The organism is Streptomyces sp. NPDC001108 (assembly GCF_053598535.1).
Window position 1 is genome coordinate 277,378 of sequence record NZ_JBSFKL010000009.1, and the last position, 20,132, is coordinate 297,509.

16 protein-coding genes are annotated in these 20,132 nt (G+C 72.0%); 9 read left to right on the forward strand and 7 right to left on the reverse strand.

Translation table 11 applies throughout. The features are described from left to right. Positions 1–37: 37 nt before the first annotated feature. Entirely contained in the window at positions 38–1,537 is a 1,500-nt protein-coding gene (locus ACWC97_RS21815) for a PucR family transcriptional regulator ligand-binding domain-containing protein (protein WP_450650981.1), read from the reverse strand. A 154-nt stretch (positions 1,538–1,691) separates the two neighbouring features. Between ACWC97_RS21815 and speB the strand changes: the two genes are divergently transcribed. The 3 genes from speB (at position 1,692) to ACWC97_RS21830 (ending at position 7,698) form a co-directional block, all read left to right on the forward strand. Beyond that, positions 1,692–2,660, forward strand: a complete 969-nt coding sequence (speB, locus tag ACWC97_RS21820) for an agmatinase (RefSeq protein ID WP_352273855.1) — start codon at positions 1,692–1,694, stop codon at positions 2,658–2,660. Between the two features lie 186 nt (positions 2,661–2,846). Next, positions 2,847–3,824 (forward strand): serine hydrolase, encoded by a 978-nt coding sequence (locus ACWC97_RS21825; RefSeq protein ID WP_450650983.1) that lies wholly within the window; start codon positions 2,847–2,849, stop codon positions 3,822–3,824. Between the two features lie 103 nt (positions 3,825–3,927). After that, on the forward strand, positions 3,928–7,698 hold the full coding sequence (locus tag ACWC97_RS21830) for an ABC transporter ATP-binding protein (RefSeq protein ID WP_450650985.1): 3,771 nt from the start codon (positions 3,928–3,930) through the stop codon (positions 7,696–7,698). 21 nt (positions 7,699–7,719) lie between these two features. Here the strand turns inward: ACWC97_RS21830 and ACWC97_RS21835 are convergent, their stop codons facing one another. Continuing rightward, positions 7,720–8,241 (reverse strand): hypothetical protein, encoded by a 522-nt coding sequence (locus ACWC97_RS21835; RefSeq protein WP_450650987.1) that lies wholly within the window; start codon positions 8,239–8,241, stop codon positions 7,720–7,722. A gap of 162 nt (positions 8,242–8,403) precedes the next feature. On the opposite strand from ACWC97_RS21835, the gene ACWC97_RS21840 reads away from it, so the two are divergent. The 5 genes from ACWC97_RS21840 (at position 8,404) to ACWC97_RS21860 (ending at position 12,219) form a co-directional block, all read left to right on the forward strand. Next, entirely contained in the window at positions 8,404–8,871 is a 468-nt protein-coding gene (locus ACWC97_RS21840; protein WP_385210385.1) for a hypothetical protein, read from the forward strand. A gap of 216 nt (positions 8,872–9,087) precedes the next feature. Next, positions 9,088–10,557 (forward strand): aminopeptidase, encoded by a 1,470-nt coding sequence (locus tag ACWC97_RS21845; protein ID WP_450650989.1) that lies wholly within the window; start codon positions 9,088–9,090, stop codon positions 10,555–10,557. 218 nt (positions 10,558–10,775) lie between these two features. Continuing rightward, positions 10,776–11,159, forward strand: coding sequence for a hypothetical protein (locus tag ACWC97_RS21850; RefSeq protein WP_352273860.1), 384 nt, complete (start codon positions 10,776–10,778; stop codon positions 11,157–11,159). A gap of 99 nt (positions 11,160–11,258) precedes the next feature. Further along, complete coding sequence (locus ACWC97_RS21855) at positions 11,259–11,795, forward strand: hypothetical protein (RefSeq protein ID WP_352273861.1); 537 nt, start codon at positions 11,259–11,261, stop codon at positions 11,793–11,795. Between the two features lie 25 nt (positions 11,796–11,820). Then, positions 11,821–12,219 (forward strand): hypothetical protein, encoded by a 399-nt coding sequence (locus ACWC97_RS21860; RefSeq protein ID WP_352273862.1) that lies wholly within the window; start codon positions 11,821–11,823, stop codon positions 12,217–12,219. Positions 12,220–12,430: 211 nt separating this feature from the next. Here the strand turns inward: ACWC97_RS21860 and ACWC97_RS21865 are convergent, their stop codons facing one another. The 4 genes from ACWC97_RS21865 to ACWC97_RS21880 all read right to left on the reverse strand — a co-directional run bounded on the left by ACWC97_RS21865 (position 12,431) and on the right by ACWC97_RS21880 (position 18,571). Beyond that, entirely contained in the window at positions 12,431–13,831 is a 1,401-nt protein-coding gene (locus ACWC97_RS21865) for a choice-of-anchor A family protein (protein WP_450650991.1), read from the reverse strand. Positions 13,832–13,994: 163 nt separating this feature from the next. Next, positions 13,995–14,768 (reverse strand): peptidoglycan-binding domain-containing protein, encoded by a 774-nt coding sequence (locus ACWC97_RS21870; protein ID WP_450650992.1) that lies wholly within the window; start codon positions 14,766–14,768, stop codon positions 13,995–13,997. Between the two features lie 766 nt (positions 14,769–15,534). Next, the gene (locus tag ACWC97_RS21875; RefSeq protein ID WP_450650994.1) at positions 15,535–17,388 is read right to left on the reverse strand and encodes a glycoside hydrolase family 3 protein; all 1,854 of its coding nucleotides are present in this window, start codon (positions 17,386–17,388) and stop codon (positions 15,535–15,537) included. A 265-nt stretch (positions 17,389–17,653) separates the two neighbouring features. Next, positions 17,654–18,571, reverse strand: a complete 918-nt coding sequence (locus tag ACWC97_RS21880; RefSeq protein ID WP_450650996.1) for a LysR substrate-binding domain-containing protein — start codon at positions 18,569–18,571, stop codon at positions 17,654–17,656. Positions 18,572–18,667: 96 nt separating this feature from the next. Between ACWC97_RS21880 and ACWC97_RS21885 the strand changes: the two genes are divergently transcribed. Next, positions 18,668–19,579 (forward strand): EamA family transporter, encoded by a 912-nt coding sequence (locus ACWC97_RS21885; RefSeq protein WP_450650998.1) that lies wholly within the window; start codon positions 18,668–18,670, stop codon positions 19,577–19,579. A gap of 11 nt (positions 19,580–19,590) precedes the next feature. On the opposite strand, the gene ACWC97_RS21890 is transcribed toward ACWC97_RS21885, so the two are convergent. After that, on the reverse strand, positions 19,591–20,094 hold the full coding sequence (locus tag ACWC97_RS21890) for a type II toxin-antitoxin system Phd/YefM family antitoxin (RefSeq protein ID WP_450650999.1): 504 nt from the start codon (positions 20,092–20,094) through the stop codon (positions 19,591–19,593). Between the last annotated feature and the right edge of the window lie 38 nt (positions 20,095–20,132).

Below are 20,132 nucleotides of genomic sequence, written 5' to 3' on the forward strand. Positions count from 1 at the left end.
GATCCGCAGAGCCGGCCGGAGGTCACCCGGCAGACCCTCAGCGCAGGTTCCGCAGGGCGAACCACAGCTCCGTCCGTACGTCCATGTCGTCCAGGTCCGCGTCCAGCAGGGCCGCGCAGCGGGTGATGCGCTGGCGGACCGTGTTGCGGTGGATCCGCAGGGCGGCGGCCGTCCGGTCCCAGCCGCCGTGCAGGCTCAGCCAGCAGCGCAGCGTCTCGGCCAGCGGTTCGGTGAGCGGGGCGAGCAGGGCGCGGGCGTGCGCCTCGGCCCGGTCGGCGGGGATCAGCGCGGCCAGGCCGGTGCCGGCGGGGTCGCGGTGGTGCGCCAGCGGGGTACGGGTGGCGACGGCGCGGCCCAGGGCGCGGGCGGCCTGCCGGTCGGCGTCGGCGAGGGCGGGGAGGGCGGCGGGGGCGGAGGCGCCCAGGATCCAGCCCGGCTGCGGGGTGATCCGGCCGCCGCCGGGGAGGGCGGGGACCAGCACCCGCACCGCGTCGCCGCCCCGGCCCGCGTCGACCAGGGCCGAACCGAGCGCCGCCCCCAGCGCCCCCGTGGTCAGCGGGTCCACCGGCCCGTCCCCGCTGCGCCGCGCGTGCACCACCGTCCACTCCTCGGCGCCCCCGAGCAGCGGCGCCACGTCCTGCGGGCCCGCGCCCAGCAGCAGCCGCACCAGGGCCGCCGACCGGCCCCCCGCGTCCGCGCCCTGGTGCGGGGCGGCCAGCAGGGAGAGCAGCACGACCGCGACCCCGGCGATCGTGTGGTCGCCCGCCTCCCGCCGGTCCGTCGCCAGCGCCAGGACGAGCCCCTGCCCGCCGCCCAGCGCGTACGCCGACAGCCGGGTCTCCCGCAGCGTGTCCCCGGCCGACGCCGGCCCCGGGCGTTCCCCGGCCGCGACCACCCGGACCAGCCGGGCCAGCGCCGCCCGGACGTCCGGCGCCGGAAGGCGGCCCGAGGCGTGCAGCTCCTCGCCCTGGGCGGTGAGCAGGACGGCCCGGCCGCCCAGCTGGACCGCCAGCTGGCGCAGGACCGCCGGGACCGGGTCCGGGCGGGCCGCCGCCGAGGCCAGCGCCTGCTGGGCCCGCGTCACCCGGCGCAGCTCGCGCAGGCGGGCCTCGGCCATCAGCCGCCACACCGCGCGGGCGATCGCCGTGAACGGCGTACCCGGCCCCACCTCCACCAGCGGGAGCCCGTGCCGCTCGCACGCCTCGACCAGCCCCCGGGGCACCGTGTCGAACACCGGCGTCACCCCGAACCCCAGCGCCGCCGCCCCCGCCTCCACCAGCCGGGCCACGAAGGTGTCCGGGTCCGTCAGCTGCACCCCGGCCGTCAGCAGCAGCTCACCGCCGAGCAGATACGGGTACGGGTCGGCCATCTCCGAGGTGTGCACCCACAGCAGCTCCGCGTCGGCCGGCCCCGCGATCAGCCGCAGCCCCAGCTCCGCACGGGCGAGCAGCTCCGCCAGCGGCACCGGGGGAGTGGGCGGCGGGGCCGGGGGCAGGGGGGAGCCGGGCGGGAGCTGGGACATGGACGATCCATCCATACGGAACGGCGATGATGGATGAAACGTACTCTTCAGCGCGGTGCGGGGGCCACCTACCGTTCTTCCTGTCGGAACATCGGACACGTACGCCGCCTGCCCCCCGGCGGCACACCACCCGCGTACGTGATCGAGAAGCGAAGGAAAGGCACCCCACATGAGCAGCAACGAAACGCCGCGCGGCCCCGTCGACTCCTCCCGCGTCCCCCGGTACGCAGGCCCCGCCACCTTCGCCCGGCTGCCCCGCCTCGACGAGGTCGGCACCACCGACGTCGCCGTCGTCGGCGTGCCCTTCGACACCGGTGTCTCCTACCGCCCCGGCGCCCGCTTCGGCGGCAACGCCATCCGCGAGGCCTCGCGCCTGCTGCGCCCGTACAACCCGGCCCAGGACGCCTCCCCGTTCGCGCTCGCCCAGGTCGCCGACGCCGGGGACATCGCGGCCAACCCGTTCAACATCAACGAGGCCGTCGAGACGATCGAGGCCGCCGCCGACGACCTGCTCGGCACCGGCGCCCGGCTGATGACGCTCGGCGGCGACCACACCATCGCCCTGCCACTGCTGCGCTCCGTCGCGAAGAAGCACGGCCCGGTCGCCCTGCTCCACTTCGACGCCCACCTCGACACCTGGGACACCTACTTCGGCGCCGAGTACACCCACGGCACCCCGTTCCGCCGCGCCGTCGAGGAGGGCATCCTCGACACCTCCGCCCTCTCCCACGTCGGCACCCGCGGCCCGCTCTACGGCAAGCAGGACCTCACCGACGACGAGAAGATGGGCTTCGGCATCGTCACCTCCGCCGACGTCATGCGGCGCGGCGTCGACGAGATCGCCGACCAGCTCCGCCAGCGGATCGGCGACCGCCCGCTGTACATCTCCATCGACATCGACGTCCTGGACCCGGCGCACGCCCCCGGCACCGGCACCCCCGAGGCCGGCGGCCTGACCTCGCGCGAGCTCCTGGAGATCCTCCGCGGCCTCGCCTCCTGCCACCTGGTCTCCGCCGACCTCGTCGAGGTCGCCCCGGCGTACGACCACGCCGAGATCACCTCCGTCGCCGCCTCGCACACCGCCTACGAGCTGACCACGATCATGTCCCGACAGATCGCCGCCGCCCGGACGAAGTGAGCCCGCACGGCACCCGCCGACGGCCGGTGCCGGACTGCGCCGCCCGCATGACACCGGCACACCTCGCCGGGTGATGTGAGCCGCACAACGCGTGTCTCGTACAACTTTTCCGTTCCCCAGGAGTCATGTGTTTCGGGCGTGCCGGGCGCGCGCCCGAAACGATGACTCGGGGAACGGGGAAGCCTCATGACCGCTGGATCCCACATATCCCGCCGCACGCGGGGCGCGCTGTCCGTCGCGCTCGCGGCCGGCGTACTCGCACCGGTGGCGCTCGGTGCCGCACCCGCCGCCGCGGCGACGACACCGACGGTGAGCTGCACCTCCGGCAAGGCGGGACTCGCCGCCAAGCTGTCGAAGGACATCACCGCCGCGCTCAAGAACCGTAAGTCCACCACCGCCGTGGCGCTCTACGACCGCACCACCAAGACCAACTGCACCCTGCGCGCCACCAGCGCGTACGACTCCGCCAGCGTGGTGAAGGCGACCGTGCTGGCCACCCTGCTCTGGGACAACAAGAAGCAGAACCGGTACCTCACCCAGCGCGAGATCAACCTGGCCACGGCCATGATCACCAAGTCCGACAACGACGCGACCACCAGCCTGTGGAAGCAGCTCGGCGTCACCAAGATCAAGGGCTTCCTCAAGGCCGCCGGGATGACGCACACCGTGCCCGGCTCCGGCGGCTACTGGGGACTCACCCGGATCACCGCCCAGGACGAGCTGCGGCTCCTGCACCTGCTCACCGTGAAGAACAGCGTGCTCAGCGACAACTCCCGCGCCTACGAGCTCGGCCTGATGAAGAAGGTCGTCTCCGCCCAGCGCTGGGGCACCCCGGCCGGAGCCCCCGCCGGGGTGACCGTCCAGGTCAAGAACGGCTGGCTGCCGCGCGCCACCCACGGCTGGCGCGTCCACAGCATCGGCGCCTTCACCGGCAAGGGCCACGACTACGCCATCACCGTGCTCACCCACGACAACAAGACGATGAACGACGGCATCAACACCATCCAGGCCGTCGCCCGCGCCGTCCACAAGGACCTCAACCCGGCGGTCGCCGCGAGCACCACCACGACCGTCGCCCCGCCCACCGCCCCGCAGGAGGCCGTCCCCGCGGTCCCGGAGGCCCCCGCCGTCCGCATGCTCACCGCGACACCGCAGCGGTCGTAGACCGACGGCTCACGCCAAAGGCCCGTCTTTGTAACGGCGGGATGAAATCCGAGGCCGGCCGCGTTGGTGCCTTCCGGTAGACCAGGTCTGACGGGAGGCACCGGTGACGGACGCAGAGGCAGAGGACGCGCAGCGCGCGGCACGGACCCCGGGCTGGGCCCGGCGGCTGTGCGGCTACGCATGGCGCTACCGGCGCAATGTGCTGCTGGCGCTCGGCTCTTCGCTCGCGGGCATGGCGGTGATGGCCCTCGTCCCGCTGATCACCAAGGTGATCATCGACGACGTCGTGGTCGGCCACACCAGGTCCCTCGCCTTCTGGACCGGGCTCCTCATAGCCGCCGCCGTGCTCGTCTACGTAGCCACCTACATCCGCCGCTACTACGGCGGCCGGCTCGCCCTCGACGTACAGCACGACCTCCGCACCGAGATGTACGGGACGATCACCCGGCTCGACGGGAAGCGGCAGGACGAACTCTCCACCGGCCAGGTCGTCGGCCGCGCCACCAGCGACCTCCAGCTGATCCAGAGCCTGCTGTTCATGCTCCCGATGACCATCGGGAACATCCTCCTCTTCCTCATCTCCCTCGTGATCATGGCGTGGCTGTCGCCGCTGCTCACCCTGATCGCCGTCGCCGTCGCCCCCGCGCTCTGGTACATCGCCCGCCGCTCCCGCGCCCGCCTCTTCCCCGCCACCTGGTACGCCCAGGGGCAGGCCGCCGCCGTCGCCGGAGTCGTCGACGGGGCCGTCTCCGGCGTCCGCGTCGTCAAGGGCTTCGGGCAGGAGGAGCAGGAGACCGGCAAGCTCCGCGAGGTCGGCCGCCGCCTCTTCGCCGGGCGGCTCCGCACCATCCGGCTGAACGCCCGCTACACCCCCGCCCTCCAGGCCGTCCCCGCCCTCGGCCAGGTCGCCATGCTGGCCCTCGGCGGCTGGCTCGCCACCCGGGGACAGATCACCCTCGGCACCTTCGTCGCGTTCTCCACCTACCTGGCCCAGCTCGTCGGCCCGGTCCGGATGCTCGCCATGGTCCTCACCGTCGGCCAGCAGGCCCGCGCCGGCGTCGAACGCGTCCTGGAGCTCATCGACACCGAACCGACCATGAAGGACGGCACCAAGGACCTCCCGGCCGACGCCCCCGCCGGCGTCGAGTTCGACGACGTCCGCTTCGGCTACACCGAGGACCACCCCGTCCTCGACGGCTTCTCGCTGACCATCGAACCCGGCGAGACCGTCGCCGTGGTCGGCGCCTCCGGCAGCGGCAAGTCCACCGTCTCCCTCCTGGTCCCCCGCTTCTACGACGTGACCCACGGCGCCGTCCTCGTCGGCGGCCACGACGTCCGCGAACTCACCCAGTCCTCGCTGCGCGCCGCCATCGGCCTCGTACCGGAGGACAGCTTCCTCTTCTCCGACACCGTCCGCGCCAACATCGCCTACGGCGTCCCCGACGCCACCCAGGAACAGATCGACCAGGCGGCCCGCGCCGCCCGCGCCGACCGCTTCATCGCCGACCTGCCCGAGGGCTACGACACCAAGGTCGGCGAGCACGGACTCACCCTCTCCGGCGGCCAGCGCCAGCGCGTCGCCCTCGCCCGTGCCATCCTCACCGACCCCCGGCTCCTCCTCCTCGACGACGCCACGTCCGCCGTCGACGCCCGCGTCGAGCACGAGATCCACGAGGCACTGCGCCAGGTGATGGCCGGGCGCACCACCCTGCTCATCGCCCACCGCCGCTCCACCCTGAACCTCGCCGACCGGATCGCCGTCCTGGAGAACGGCCGCCTCGCCGACATCGGCACCCACGAGGAGCTGGAACGCCGCTCCCCGCTCTACCGGCGGCTGCTCACCGACCCCGACGAACTGGGCGGCACCTCGCCCGGCCACCGGCCGACCACCCCCGCCGCCCCCGGCATCGAGGACGACCGCGCCCTCCAGGAGGAGCTGGACGCCGAGTTCGACGCCGAGCGCGGCATCAGCCCCCACCTGTGGGTCCGCAAGGAGGAGCCGGGCGACTCCACGACCGCCGGGATGCCCGCCACCCCCGAACTCCTCGCCCAGGTCGAGGCGCTGCCGCCCGCCACCGACACCCCCGACATCGACGAGGCCCGCGCCGTCCGCGCCGAGGACTCCTACGGGCTGCGCCGGCTGCTGCGCGGCTTCGGACTCCCGCTGCTGGTCAGCCTGGCGCTGGTCGCGGTCGACGCGGGCGCCGGGCTGCTGCTGCCGGTGCTGATCCGGCACGGCATCGACCAGGGCGTCACCCAGCTGGCGCTCGGCGCGGTCTGGGCGGCGTCCGCACTGGCCCTGCTGGTCGTCCTCGTCCAGTGGGCCGCCCAGACCGGCGAGACCCGGATGACCGGCCGCACCGGCGAACGGGTGCTCTACTCGCTGCGGCTGAAGATCTTCGCCCAGCTCCAGCGGCTCGGCCTGGACTACTACGAGCGCGAGCTGACCGGCCGCATCATGACCCGGATGACCACGGACGTGGACGCGCTGTCCACGTTCCTCCAGACCGGACTGGTCACCGCCTTCGTCTCGGTCGTCACCTTCCTCGGCATCATGGTCGCGCTGCTCGTCCTGGACGTGCAGCTGGCCCTGGTCGTCTTCGCGACACTGCCGCTGCTGGTCGTCGGGACGTTCTTCTTCCGCCGCAAGAGCGTCCGGGCCTACGAACTGGCCCGGACCCGCATCAGCGCGGTCAACGCCGACCTCCAGGAGTCCGTCTCCGGGCTGCGGATCGTGCAGGCCTTCCGCCGCGAGCGCGACGGCGCCGACCGGTTCGCCGACCGCAGCGACCACTACCGCGAGGCCCGGGTGCGCGGCCAGTGGCTGATATCGGTCTACTTCCCGTTCGTCCAGCTGCTGTCCTCGGTGGCCGCCGCCGCCGTGCTGATCGTCGGCGCGGGCCGGGTCGACAACGGCACCCTCACCACCGGCGCGCTCGTCGCCTACCTGCTCTACATCGACCTGTTCTTCGCCCCGGTCCAGCAGCTCTCCCAGGTCTTCGACGGCTACCAGCAGGCCACCGTCTCCCTCGGCCGCATCCAGGAACTGCTCCGCGAACCGACCTCCACGAAGGACGCCGACGAACCGCTGGACGTGCTGTCGCTGCGCGGCGAGATCGCCTTCGAGGACGTCTCCTTCGCGTACGGGGGCGGCGGGGCGGCCGACGACGACGCCGAGGCGGCGCTGACCGGCGTGGAGCTGCGGATCCCGGCCGGGCAGACGGTCGCCTTCGTCGGCGAGACCGGTGCGGGCAAGTCCACCCTGGTCAAGCTCGTCGCCCGGTTCTACGACCCGACCGGCGGCCGGGTCACCGTCGACGGCACCGACCTGCGCCGCCTCGACCTCACCGCGTACCGGCACCGGCTCGGGGTCGTGCCGCAGGAGGCGTACCTCTTCGCGGGCACCGTCCGCGACGCCATCGCCTACGGACGGCCCGACGCCACCGACGCCGAGGTGGAGGCCGCCGCACGGGCGGTCGGCGCCCACTACATGATCGCCACCCTGGACGGCGGCTACCTGCACGAGGTCGCCGAGCGGGGCCGCAACCTCTCCGCCGGGCAGCGCCAGCTGATCGCCCTGGCCCGCGCCGAACTCGTCGACCCGGACATCCTGCTCCTCGACGAGGCGACCGCCTCCCTGGACCTGGCCAGCGAGGCCCTGGTCAACCAGGCCACCGACCGCCTGGCCGGCCGCCGCACCACCCTGGTCGTCGCCCACCGGCTGACCACGGCCGCCCGCGCCGACCGGGTCGTGGTGATGGACCACGGCCAGGTCGTCGAGGACGGCACCCACGACGAGCTCCTCGCCCTGGACGGGCGCTACGCCGTGCTGTGGCGGACCTTCATCGGGGAGGACGAGCCCGCCACGGTGTGAGCGGCGGGCCCGTCCGCCGGGTCACCCGGCGTCGTCGGAGCGGTCGGAGATGGCGGAGATCTTCCCGGTCCGCAGATCCGAGCGGACGGTCAGGTACGTGTACGTGGGGTGCTTCCCGGCGCTCCAGGTGAGCCGCACCGTCGTCCAGGTGTGCCCGGCGGCGCTGTCCTCCGGGGTGACCCGGAAGTCGAGCGGGGTGTTCTGGGCGCGGAACACCCCGTCCGCGTGGTTGCGCCGCTCCCAGGCGTCCAGCTGGGACCGGAACCGGGGCGTCAGGTAGAACGCCCGCAGCTCGGCGGCGACCTCCTTGTCGGCGTCCCGCGCCGACACCGCGTCGATGTAGGCGCCGTAGAAGTGGGCGACCTGCTGGTGGGCCGAGCTGCTCAGCCCGGCCCCGGCCGGCGCCCGGTCCGGTGCCTGGGTCCGGGGGCCCGCCGCGACCGCCGGGACCGCGGCCAGGGCGGTGAGCAGGGCGGCGGCGAGCAGCGTCCGGCGGACGGGGCGGCGGGGCCGGGGGCCCGACGGGGTGCGGAGAGGAGGCATGAGGGTGTTCCTGCCTTTCGTGCGGTGCTGTTCCGTGGAGCCATGCTGGCGCCTCGGCCGCTCCACGGACCGGGCACCGCGCGCGCAACCTTCGGACGGGCTTCCCGCGTCGTACACCTGTATGCGCATGTACCGAATCAGGGTGCGTATGTTCGAGTGATGATGGGGCGACGGGTGACCACAGCGACGGAGAGGCCCGGGGAGTCCGCGGACACCGCCGGAGACCGGAGCGGCAGCAGAGCCGGGGCGGTGCGCCGGGGGCTGGTGCGACCGGTGGTCCTGTCCGTGGTGGCCGCCCTCGGGCTGGTGCTCGGCGGCCCCGCGGTCGCCCCGGCGGGGGCCGTCTCGGTCTGTGCCGGGCGCCCCGCGAAGACCGTCCCGTTCGGCACCGGCGAGCTGCGCGTCTACAAGAGCCGCTCCTACGCCTGCGCGCTGGCGGTCGCCAAGAAGTCCGGCCCGCGCCGCGCGATGTCCGTGACGATCCAGGCACGCGGCGGCCAGCCCGTCACCGACAGCGGCCGGTACACCAAGCAGGCCGGCCCGGTGACGGTCCACGCCCTCAACCGCTGCGTCCGCGCCACCGGGAAGATCTCCGGCAAGTCCGGCTCCACCGGCTGGATCCTCTGCTGACGGCGCCAGGCCGATCACTGACGGCGCCAGGCCGTACGCCGACGGCGCCAGGCCGTTTCCTTCGGACCGGGTGACCGCTGACAGCGCCGCACGCCGATCCACCGGGGATTGCGGGGCTGCCCTCAACCACAGCCGACCGGTTCCGTCAAGGTCTGGCGGCGGCGGAGCCGTCCCGCTAGGTTCACGGGGCAACGGTGTAGATCTGGGGGAGGATTTATGCGCAGGGCGCTCGGAGGACTCCTGTCGATCGCGGTGCTCATCGGCACGGTGAGCGCGACGGGCGCCTCGGCCGGGGCAGCCACCGCCGCGGAACCCGCCGGGCGGGTGAGCCGTGCCGTCGCCGACGACGACCCGGGCACCGACATCAAGGACCGCATCCTGGCCATTCCCGGGATGACCCTGATCGAGGAGAAGCCGTACGAGGGCTACCGCTACTTCGTCCTCGAATACACCCAGCCCGTCGACCACCGCGACCCGTCCCGGGGCACCTTCCAGCAGCGGATCACCGTGCTGCACAAGGACACCTCCCGCCCGACGGTCTTCTCCACCAGCGGATACAACGTCTCCACCACCCCCGGCCGCGCCGAGCCGACCCGGATCGTCGACGGCAACCAGGTCTCCCTGGAGTACCGCTATTTCACCCCGTCCCGCCCGTCGCCCGCCGACTGGTCCAAGCTCGACATCCGGCAGGCCGCCGACGACCAGCACCGGGTCTTCACCGCGCTGAAGCGGATCTACCCCGCCAAGTGGCTGGCCACCGGCGCCTCCAAGGGCGGCATGACGGCCACGTACTACAAGCGTTTCCACCCCCGCGACATGGACGGCATCGTCGCGTACGTGGCGCCCAACGACGTCGTCGACAAGGAGGACTCGGCCTACGACCGCTTCCTCGCCCGGGTCGGCGACAAGGCGTGCCGCGACCGGCTCGGCGCCGTCCAGCGCGAGGCGCTGGTGCGCCGGGCGCCGCTGGAGGAGAAGTACCGCGCGTACGCCGCCGAGCACGGCTACACCTTCGCCACCACCGGCTCGCTGGACAAGGCGTACGAGGCCGTGGTCCTGGACTACTACTGGACGTTCTGGCAGTACAGTCGGCCCGCCGACTGCGACACCGTCCCCGCCGATGCCAAGTCCGCCACCGACCAGGAGATCTGGGACTCCGTCGACGCGATCACCGGCTTCTTCGCCTACACCGACCAGGGCCTGGAGAAGTACACCCCGTACTACTACCAGGCGGGCACCCAGCTCGGTGCGCCGACCATCCGCCAGCCCTGGCTCGGCAACCTCAGCCGCTACGGCTACCAGCCGCCGCGCACCTTCATACCGCGCTCCATCCCGATGAAGTTCCAGCCCTCGGCGATGCGCGACATCGACAGCTGGGTGCGCCACCACGGCGAGCGGATGCTGTACGTGTACGGCGAGAACGACCCTTACGGCGCCGAGCCGTTCCGGCTGGGATCGGGCTCCCGGGACAGCGCCGTCATGACCGTGCCCGGCGGCAACCACGGGGCCACCGTCGGAGCCCTCGCCGAGAGCGACCGGGCGTGGGCCACCGCCGCCGTACTGCGCTGGGCGGGCGTCGCCCCGGCCGCCGTGCGGGACGACCCGGCGAAGGCGAAGCCGCTCGCGGAGTTCGACGCCCGGCTGGACAGGCAGGACGTGAGGAACGAGCGGTACCTGCGTCCGTGACCGTGCTTTCGCGAGCGGGAGAGGGATTGTTCGTGTGCCGCGCGGCCACCAGGGACTACGGTCCGGCTCATAAGCTCCCGATTTAGGCCGGGCGGCAGCAGATCGCTATGCACCGGGTATTCGAGGCGTCCGGTGGCCGCGTCGTGGAAAAGCGAACTCTTGGAGCGCTGCACCTGGAGCGGTGACCGTACGCGCGTGCCGCTGCTAGCGTCCGTCGCATGAAGCTCACAACCAGACTCTTTCTCACGGTCGTTCTTGTGCCGCTCGCAGCGTGCTCCCCTTCATCGAAAACCGAAGGGACATCGACCCCCCGCCCCCATGTGGTCGCCGGTATCGACGGTGAATCCCTGAGCGAAGGAGAACGCCGCTACCTGGACGACGTCCTGGAGAAGGACCCGGACACCGAGTCCGGTGCGAAATGGCGGAAGGAAGTCGTTTCGGCGGACAGGGGTGCTCTCGACATGATTATCGAGGGGGAGCGATTGACCTTCTGTAAAGGCGCCACGCGACGCGAACGGGATTCTTTCACCCGGGAGGCTGGACGAGATGCGGGCGCGTTCGCTTTCATTCGCCAGGAAGCCGCGCGCAAGCATCTGTGTTGAAATCTGACGGGCCATTATTTTTGCCAAGTCATGGCCTGGGCAAGGGAGTTGTGCCATGCTGTTCAGGCGTGATCATGACAATCTCGTGAGGAGCCCGCTTTGACGACAGACGTTTCGAAAAAGGTAAGAAGGAGAAAGGGAGTCCTGCGCGGACTCTTTTCTCTGGCCGGAGCATTTATGCTCACGCTTTTCGCAGCCACGAGTGCCAGCGCCCACTACGTCTACGGGCGTGACGAGGCGTGGTCCAACGCTGCCGGATCCAATTGTTTGTACGTGTACGGCGAGGTCTCCCACGGAAATCGGGGAGGCTACGCGAAATCGTACGCACTGGCCTCCGACGACTGGGGCGTCGTGCCTTCGTGCATCTGGGTCTGGGAACGGCCGGCCGGATATCTCGCCACGAAGTACTCCTACTACAAGAAAACTTCCTCGGGTTGGAAGCTGTGCCGCTCCATCGGCTGGAAATACAACACGACCAAGACCAGTAGGGTCACCGCCACCAAGAATTACGGCGTTGCTCCACCGTGCGGTGGCGGCTATTACGCCACCAGAGGATGGGCCATGGTCTATTACAACGGGGCCTGGGTGGGCAAGTCCCACAGCGTCTGGTCCGGATCTCATTACATAGAGCCGTAATCGCCGTCAGGGGAGCAAGCACACCATGAAGAAGTCCCGTATTTCCGTCGTCGCAGCAGTGGTGGCCGCGTTGTTCGTCACCGGAGCGCTGACCGCTGTCGCGGCCTCCGAGGACATTCCTCCGCCGCCACCCGCACCTGAATGGGTCAATGCCGACGGCTCCATCGACGACAGCGGTCTGCCCAGTTCGATTCCGGTCATCGGACCCGACGGTGAAGACCTGGTGGATTCCAAGGGCAACCCGGTCATGGCCGATCTCCGTGCGGAGGAGCCCGATTACGAACCCATGCCGCGCTGCCCGCGCTGCCCCGACGACGAGCCTCCGCCCGTCGGTCCGACCGACACGCACAGCGTCGAGACGGACAGCGACGGAGAAAACATGGAGGTCGTGGAAGTCGGCGACGACGCGCCCTTCGTCCCCTGACCGGGCATGAGGAGATTCCGCGGGAACCCTGGTGCCCCGCTCGCTGAGTTCGACGCCCGGCTCGGCCATCCGGGCGTGATGAACGAGCGGGGGCCGCGCCCGTAACCGGCCTTCCCGCAATGGTCCTTCACGGGAAGGAACGTTCCCGTGAAGGACCTCCGGGCGATGGGGTACGCGCTCGTCCCGTGCGCGTACCCCACGGCGGGTCCCGTCAGGCCCTGGTCTGGGCGCGGCGGCGACGGGTGAACATGAGCAGGCCCGCGCCGAGCGCGCCGAGTACGGCCGCTCCGGTCGCGTAGAAGCCGACCTGCGCGCCGGTGCTGGCGAGGAAGCCGCCTTCGTCCTTCGGCCCGGCGGCGGGCGTGGACGGGGCGGGCGCCGGCTGCGAGGACTTCTCCGACTCGGACGGCTGCGGCGCCGGAGCGCCCGGCGTCGAGGCCGAGGGGGTCGGGGTACCGGGCCGGGCCGGCGGCTGCGACGGCTGGTCGGGCGTGGACGGCTTCGGCGCCGGAGTGCCGGGCCGGGCCGGTTCGGGCTTGCAGGTGAAGGCCGGGGAGCCGGTCCACGGGTAGTTGTGGGTCTCGTTGCCCGTGCCGTGGGTCCGCACGTCCCCGCCGACGTACACCCGCCCGTTGGTGCTCGCGGTGAAGTCCGCGGAGGCCTTGGGGGCGAGGATCGAGCCCATGAAGTTCCCGCCACCGCCCAGGGTGAGCGAGGTGGAGCCCTCGAAGTTGTACAGGATCCGCGAGGCGGCGTCGCCGAAGTCGGCGGAGCTGTAGACGTCGACGCGGTCGTTGTTGAAGCCCACGGACATCGGCGATATCGACACCGGCTGCGAGCCGGTCACGTTGACCACGACGGAGTCGCCGTCGGGGATGGACGCGAAGCCGAACGACGAGGCGCCGTCGAGCTCGGCGGCGGTGATCTCGAAGACCTGGAGCGTGCCGTTGCCCGCGCCGGTGCTCTTGAAGGTGACGGTGTCGCCCGAGCGCGTGGTCGTGCCGGTGGCCTTCAGCTTCCCGAGGGAGGACGACTCGGTGCCGATGGTCCTGTCGAAGGACTGGTAGGGGCTGAGGGCGGCGTCGGTGCCCAGGCCGGACGAACGCTTCCCGCCGTTCGTCTCCAGCTCGCCCTTCTCGTCGATCTTCTTCCCCACCTGGACGGCGCCGCCGTAGCCGGACTTGGACGTGATGCCGTGGCCGACGTCCACCCTCGTGCCCTTGGCGATCGTCAGGTCTCCGCCGACCGCGAGCATCAGCTCGCCCGCGTCCGGCAGGATCCCCGATCCGGCTCCGACCCGTCCGACGTTGAAGACGCCGCCCGAGCTCTTGGCGAACGTCGCGTCGCCCTTGACGACGAGCAGCCCCTCCGCCTCCGCGGACGCGCCGTCGACGGTGTAGTCGCCTCCGGCGAAGAGGGCCACGTTGCCGTCGATGAACTGCGGGGTGTTGCCGATGCCCGGAAGCTTCCCGGAGGACGGGCAGTACTGCGCCTCGCCGTCGGTGGCGGCGACGGGGGTCGCGAAGGCGCTGCCGGTGCCGAGCAGTCCGAGTGAGAGGAGGACGGCGAGTGCGCTTCCGGTCCGCCCGGCATTTCTTCCGGTGACGTGCATGATTTTGATCCTTGTCATTTCTTCGGGAGGGGTGCGGCCGGGCATGGCGAATCGACTCGCCCGCGCGGTCGGAGCATGGGGAGAGGAGGAGCGGCGAGGAAAGAGGGACGGGGTTACAGGGTCGCGGAGTTACGGAGTTGCGGGGTGCGGAGTACGGGTGCGATTACCGGTACGGGTACGCATCCCCGGACCGGCCCGATTCACCGTTCCGGTCCGGCCTTCCGCGCGAGGAAGAGTTTCCGTTCCGGTGGTGATCCCGGTCGGTGGATTCCGTCTCCGCCCGCAGGGCCGCCCGGGTCAGTGGCCCGTAGACGCCCGACTCCTCGGGAATGTTCCGGGCCTTCTGATAACGGATCAGGGCGATTTCCACGGCCGCCGTGAAATTCCCGTCGGCGCTCCCCAGGTACAGCTGGAGCTGTTGCAGCCTGCGCTGGAGGTCCGCGACCTCGCGGCCGGTGGATCCCAGGGCGAGGCCCGGCCGGTCCGTCGGGCGTGTCCGGTCCCGTGGGGGTGACGGGCGGTTCGCCGGCGGACCGCCCGGAGTGGAGGGGGCCGCGGGCGGCGACGCGGACGGGGTCGTGGACGACGTCGCGGCGGGCGGCGTGTCGGCCGTGGCCCGCGTGTCCGGGGCCTGGGCCCGGGCCTGGTCCGGGCGCGCCGTGCCGGTGGGCGGGGCGGAGGGGGAGGGCGGTGCGACGGAGTCCGGGGAGGAGAGATTGGTGGAGATCGGGGCGACGAAGTCGGACCGCCGGGCGGTGAACGCGTCACAGACGAAGGAGACCGTGATCGCGACGCCGACCCCCACCGTCACCGTGCCGATGAGCAGCGCGGGGGACTGCTTCCGCCCCTTCGTGGAACGCCGGGCGGACCTGCGGACGGCCGGAGCCGGCCGGGACGGACGCGACAGCCGCGAGGACGGCGAGGAAATCCCCGGCACGGGATTCTTTTCCTCGAACGGCCCGAAGGAACTGACCGGACCGACCGGACCGACCGGACTGGCCGGACCGATAGGACGGGCGGAATGGGCGGGGTCGAGGGAATCGGCGTGACCTGGGGGACCCGCGGGCTCGAAAGCACCGGCGGACTCGAAGAGTTCGAGGTCGGCCGGGCGGACGCCCTGTCCGTTCTCACGGCACGTGGACACCTTTCCGAAAACCCGTTCCTCGCCGGTCGGCACCCGGCCGGGTGCCGACCGCGGTCCGTATTCTTCTTCCGGTGTGCGCGACGCGAATTGCTGAAAGCCCACGTGCTCCGAGCTCCTTGTCCGGGCAGTCCGACAGAACTTGTTCAACGTGCGGGGGTTCGGGGCCGCCTTACCCGCCCGAACGGCGCATGCGCGCAGGCGGGGAGAAGGTCGCGCGACACATCGAGAACTCCAGGTTGTGGCGGAACCGAGGGTGTGGGGAGGAGGTTCCGTGACCTTCGCGCAGAACGTGAGCAGGAGTCAACTTAGAACAAAGTGCAACAAGGTGGCGGCGATCGGGCATGCCACCTTAATTGGAAATTAAAGCGTGACGCACCTCACATCGCGGAGGTGGAAAGTGGGCTCCGGGCGGTGCCCCGGGCGCGCCCGGCGGACATGACGACGGACGGCGCGCGGGACCACCTGGTCCCACGCGCCGTCCGTCGTTCCGGCGCTCCGTTGTTCCGTCGCCCCGCGTCGCCCGAGGCGTCCCGGGCGACGCGGAACGACGGGGCCGGTCTCAGTACTTCAGGCCGTACCCCACCGGGTGCAGCACCCGGGACGGGTCGTCGGCGCGCTGCACCGGGACCGGAAGGGTGCCGCGTGGCGCCACCCGGCCCGCGATCACCCGGACGGCGGCCCGCAGCTCCACATCGGTCCAGGAGTACGTGGCCAGGTTCGCCGCGAAGCCGGTACCGGCCAGCTGGGCGACGTCGTACGGGTTGCGGATCGCGACCGTGATCACCGGGACCCCGGTCGCCGCCAGCGCGCTCACCAGGGTGCGCTGCGAACTGCTCGCCGTGACGTTGTACGTCGCCACGACCACCGCGTCCTTGCCGCGCGCGGCCTCCACCGCGCGGGCGATCACCGACGCGCTGGGCGCGGTGCCGGTGGAGAGCGCGGTCGCCGCGAAGCCCAGCTCGCCGAAGGCGGTGGCCAGGGTGGTGGTCGGCGGGCCGGTGGTGCCGGACGGGGACGCCGGGTCGGCGCCGACCACCAGCAGGTTCTTGTGCGAGCGGCGGGAGAGCGGCAGCACCGCACCGTCGTTGGCGAGCAGCGTGGTGGTGCGCTCGGCGATCCGGTCGGCGGCGGCGAGATGCGCCCGGGTGCCGACGGTACGGTCCACGCCCGCGTGGCTGACGAACGGGTTGTCGAACAGCCCCAGCTTCGTCTTCAGCCGCAGGATGCGCAGAATCGATTCGTCGAGCCGGGCCTCGGTCAACTCGCCGCTCTTCACGGCCCGGAGGACGGCGTTCCACGCGACGGCCAGGTCCGGCGGGTTCAGCAGCTGGTCGACGCCCGCCTTCAGGGCGAGGACCGGCACGCGTTCGTCGCCGTACTTCGTCCGCACCCCCTCCATGCCCAGCGCGTCGGTCACCACGACACCGTCGTAGCCCAGCTCCTCGCGGAGGATGCCGGTGAGGATCGGGTGGGAGAGCGTCGCCGGGTCGCCCGAGGGGTCCAGCTCCGGGACCACGATGTGCGCGGTCATGATCGAATCGATGCCCGCGGCGATGGCGGCCCGGAACGGCGGCGCGTCCAGCTCGGACCACTGCGCCCGGGTGTGGGTGATGACCGGCAGCCCGGTGTGGCTGTCGGTGCTGGTGTCGCCGTGGCCCGGGAAGTGCTTGGCGGTGGAGGCGATCCGGCTGCTCTGGTACCCCTTCACCTGCGCCGCGACCATCCCGGCCACGGACTGCGGTTCGGAGCCGAAGGAGCGTACGCCGATCACCGGGTTGGCCGGGTTGACGTTGACGTCGGCGTCCGGGGCGTAGTTCTGGTTGATGCCGACCGCGCCCAGCTCGGCGCCCGCGATCTGCCCGGCCTTGCGGGCGTCGGAGCGCGAACCGCCCGCGCCCAGCGCCATCGCGCCCGGCATCAGGGTGGCCGGCTCCCCGACCCGGCAGACGATGCCGTGCTCCTGGTCGGTGGAGACCAGCAGCGGCAGCGGGGTGGGCCCGGCGAGGCCGGCGCGCTGGATGCCGTTGGAGAGGTCGGCGATCTGGTGCGGGTCGCGGGTGTTGTGCGCCCAGGCGAAGTAGATGATCCCGCCGACGTGGTACTTGGCGATCATCTCGGCGGCCGTGCGGACCCCGATCTCGGTCAGGTTGGCGTCGATGTCGGCCTGGTCGGGCTCGGTGGCGGAGTGCCCGTACACCCGCATCACGAAGAGCTGCCCGACCTTCTCCTCCAGGCTCATCCCGGAGACGATCCGCCGGATCCGGCGGTCGGTGGCGGCTGATTCGTGCGGCCCGCTGCTCGCGGACCTCGGGGCGGCGAGGGCGCCGGGGGCCAGGCCCGCGCCGGTGACGGCGGCGACCGCAGTCGCCGCGGTGGCGGTGAGGAGGGTGCGTCTGGAGGTGCGGTGGTGCACGTGAGCTCCTTCGGCCGTACTCGGGGACGAGAGGTGGGGAAAGAAACCTCTGGTGAAAGAAACTGCCAAGGAGCACGGATATCCAGAAAATAACTTCCGGTCAAGGGTTCGGACCGTTCCGGCCCGCGCGGCGTGGCCCGCATTACCGGCCACTGCGGGTGGAATCGGTCAGTGAGGGAGGGGTAGCGGGGCAGGGCCGGTGAGCGAGGGGCGGCAGGGCAGGGGGGCGGCACGGCGGCCGACGGGACGGGCCGGGACGGACCGGTCAGCCGACGGGGCTCAGCCCCACCGCCGCCCCGTGCGCCCGCAGCGCCGCCACCGCCGTCGTGATCGCCGGGCGCCGGGCCGCCTCCGTACGCCACAGCGCGTACAGCCGCCGCACCGGCACCGGGTCGAGCTCCACCGCCACCACCCCCGCCGGCAGCGGCCCACGCCCCAGGCGAGGGATCATCGCGACCCCGAGACCGGCGGCGAGCAGGGCGAGCTGGGTGTGGTTCTCCTCCGCCTGGTGCCGCAGGTCCGGCTCGCACCCGGCCGCCCGCAGCGTCCGTACGAGCCAGTCGTGGCAGACCGTTCCCGGCGGCTGGCAGATCCACCGCTCCTGCGCCAGCTCCTCGCGCCGTACCGAGCCCCGCCCGGCCAGCCGGTGCCCCTCCGGCACCAGCAGATCGCAGCGGTCGTCACCGAGCACCGCCTGGGCCACGCCCTCCGGGGCGGGCAGCGGGGCGATGTCCCAGTCGTGCGCGACCGCGAGATCGATCACGCCCTTGGCCACCAGATCGACCGACAGATGCGGATCGACCTCGGTCAGCCGGACGTCCAGCGCCGGATGGTCCCGGTCCAGCTCCGCCAGCACCCCGGGCAGCAGCCCGCGCGCCGCCGAAGCGAACGCGCCGACCGACAGCCGACCGGTCGGCAGCCCCCTGCGCTCCTCCAGCGCCGTCTCGGCGCGCTCCACGATCGCCAGCAGCTCCTGGGCGGTGTCCGCGAGCCGCAGCGCCTCCTCGGTCAGCGCGACCCCGCGCCCGCGCCGCTCCAGCAGGGTCGTACGGGTCTCCCGCTCCAACTTGGTGATCTGCTGGGAGACCGCCGACGGGGTGTAGCCGAGCGCGGCGGCGGCGGACGCCACCGATCCGTGCACGGAGACCGCGTGCAGGGCGCGCAGCCGGGGCAGATCCAGCACGGTGCCTCCCGGAAAGTGATTCATTAGCGTTGCTCAATTCCACCATGAAGGAATCCGCGCTGGTGCTACATGGTCGGGGCGGGTGATGCTCGCCGCATGCGTCCCTTCCACATCGCCCTGGCCGTCCTGGTGGCCGCCGTCTGGGGTGTCAATTTCGTCGTCATCGAGCTCGGCCTCGACCACTTCCCCCCGCTGCTCTTCTCCGCCCTCCGCTTCCTGGCCGCCGCCCTGCCCGCGGTCCTGTTCGTCGGGCCGCCCAAGGTCGCGTGGAAGTGGATCGTGGGCGTCGGGCTGGCCCTCGGGGTCGCGAAGTTCGGCCTGCTCTTCATCGGCATGGACCGGGGCATGCCCGCCGGGCTGTCCTCGCTCGTGCTCCAGGTCCAGGCCGTCTTCACCGCCCTCTTCGCCGCCCTCGCGCTGGGCGAACGGCCGGGCCGAATACGGGTGTTGGGCATGGGAGTGGCACTCGCGGGCATCGGGGTCGCGGCGGTCGACGAGGGCGCGAGCGGACCCGTGCTCGCCTTCGCCCTGGTGATCGCGGCGGCGGCGTGCTGGGGCGTCTCCAACGTACTGACCCGCAAGGCCGCCCCGCCCGACTCGCTCAACTTCATGGTGTGGGTCTCGACCGTGCCGGTCCTCCCCCTGATCGGCCTCTCCCTCCTCTTCGAGGGCTGGGACCGGGACCGGGCGGCGCTGGCCGCGCTGGACTGGAGCGGCGCCGGGATCGTCGTCTACGTCGCCTGGATCACCACCGTCTTCGGCTTCGGCGTCTGGGGCTTCCTGCTCCGCCAGTACCCGGCCTCCTCGGTGGCACCGTTCACCCTGCTCGTGCCGGTCTTCGGGATGTCCTCCGCCGCACTGCTGCTGGGCGAGTCGGTGAGCCCGCTGCGGTGGTGCGCGGCGGCCCTGCTGGTCGGCGGGGTGGCCCTGACCTCCCTGGCGGGGGCGCGCCGACCCCGTACGCGGGAGGCGGCGCCCGCCCCCGAGCGGGTCGCGGCCGGGCGGTAGCCGCCCCGGGCTCAGGACCCGCCGACCGGAGGCTGCCGCGCCAGGAACTCCTCGAAGGCCGCCGCCTGTTGAGGGCTCATGTACCCCTGGCGCGCCTGCCGGGCCCGGTCCCTGAGCCATGCCGCGTCCTCGGCGCCCACCTGCACGGCGACCACCATCCCGCCTCGGACGAAGCTCACCCGCCGTCCGTCACCGCGTACGCAGCGGACGTACGGGCCGTACTCCAGCGGATCGGCCAACGCCTCGACCCGGAGCCGGCCGACCTCCCACACGGGCCCGCCCTCGTCCTCGGTCTCCTCGCCCTCTTCCTCGTCCTGCCGTACGGGTTCGGGCGCGGGAGGCTCGGCGCGGGCCCAGTGCTCCCACTCGGCCACCTTCCCCGCCGGAAACAGCACGCTCACCGGCACACCGTGCTCGGCGAGCACGACCTGTTCACCGGTGGACTCGACCAGGGAGACAAGACGTTCGTAGTCGATCGGGGCCGATTCGTACCCGCGCTCCACAACGATCCTCACGGCATCATCCATGGCCCCGGACGTTACCGGCGGCCACC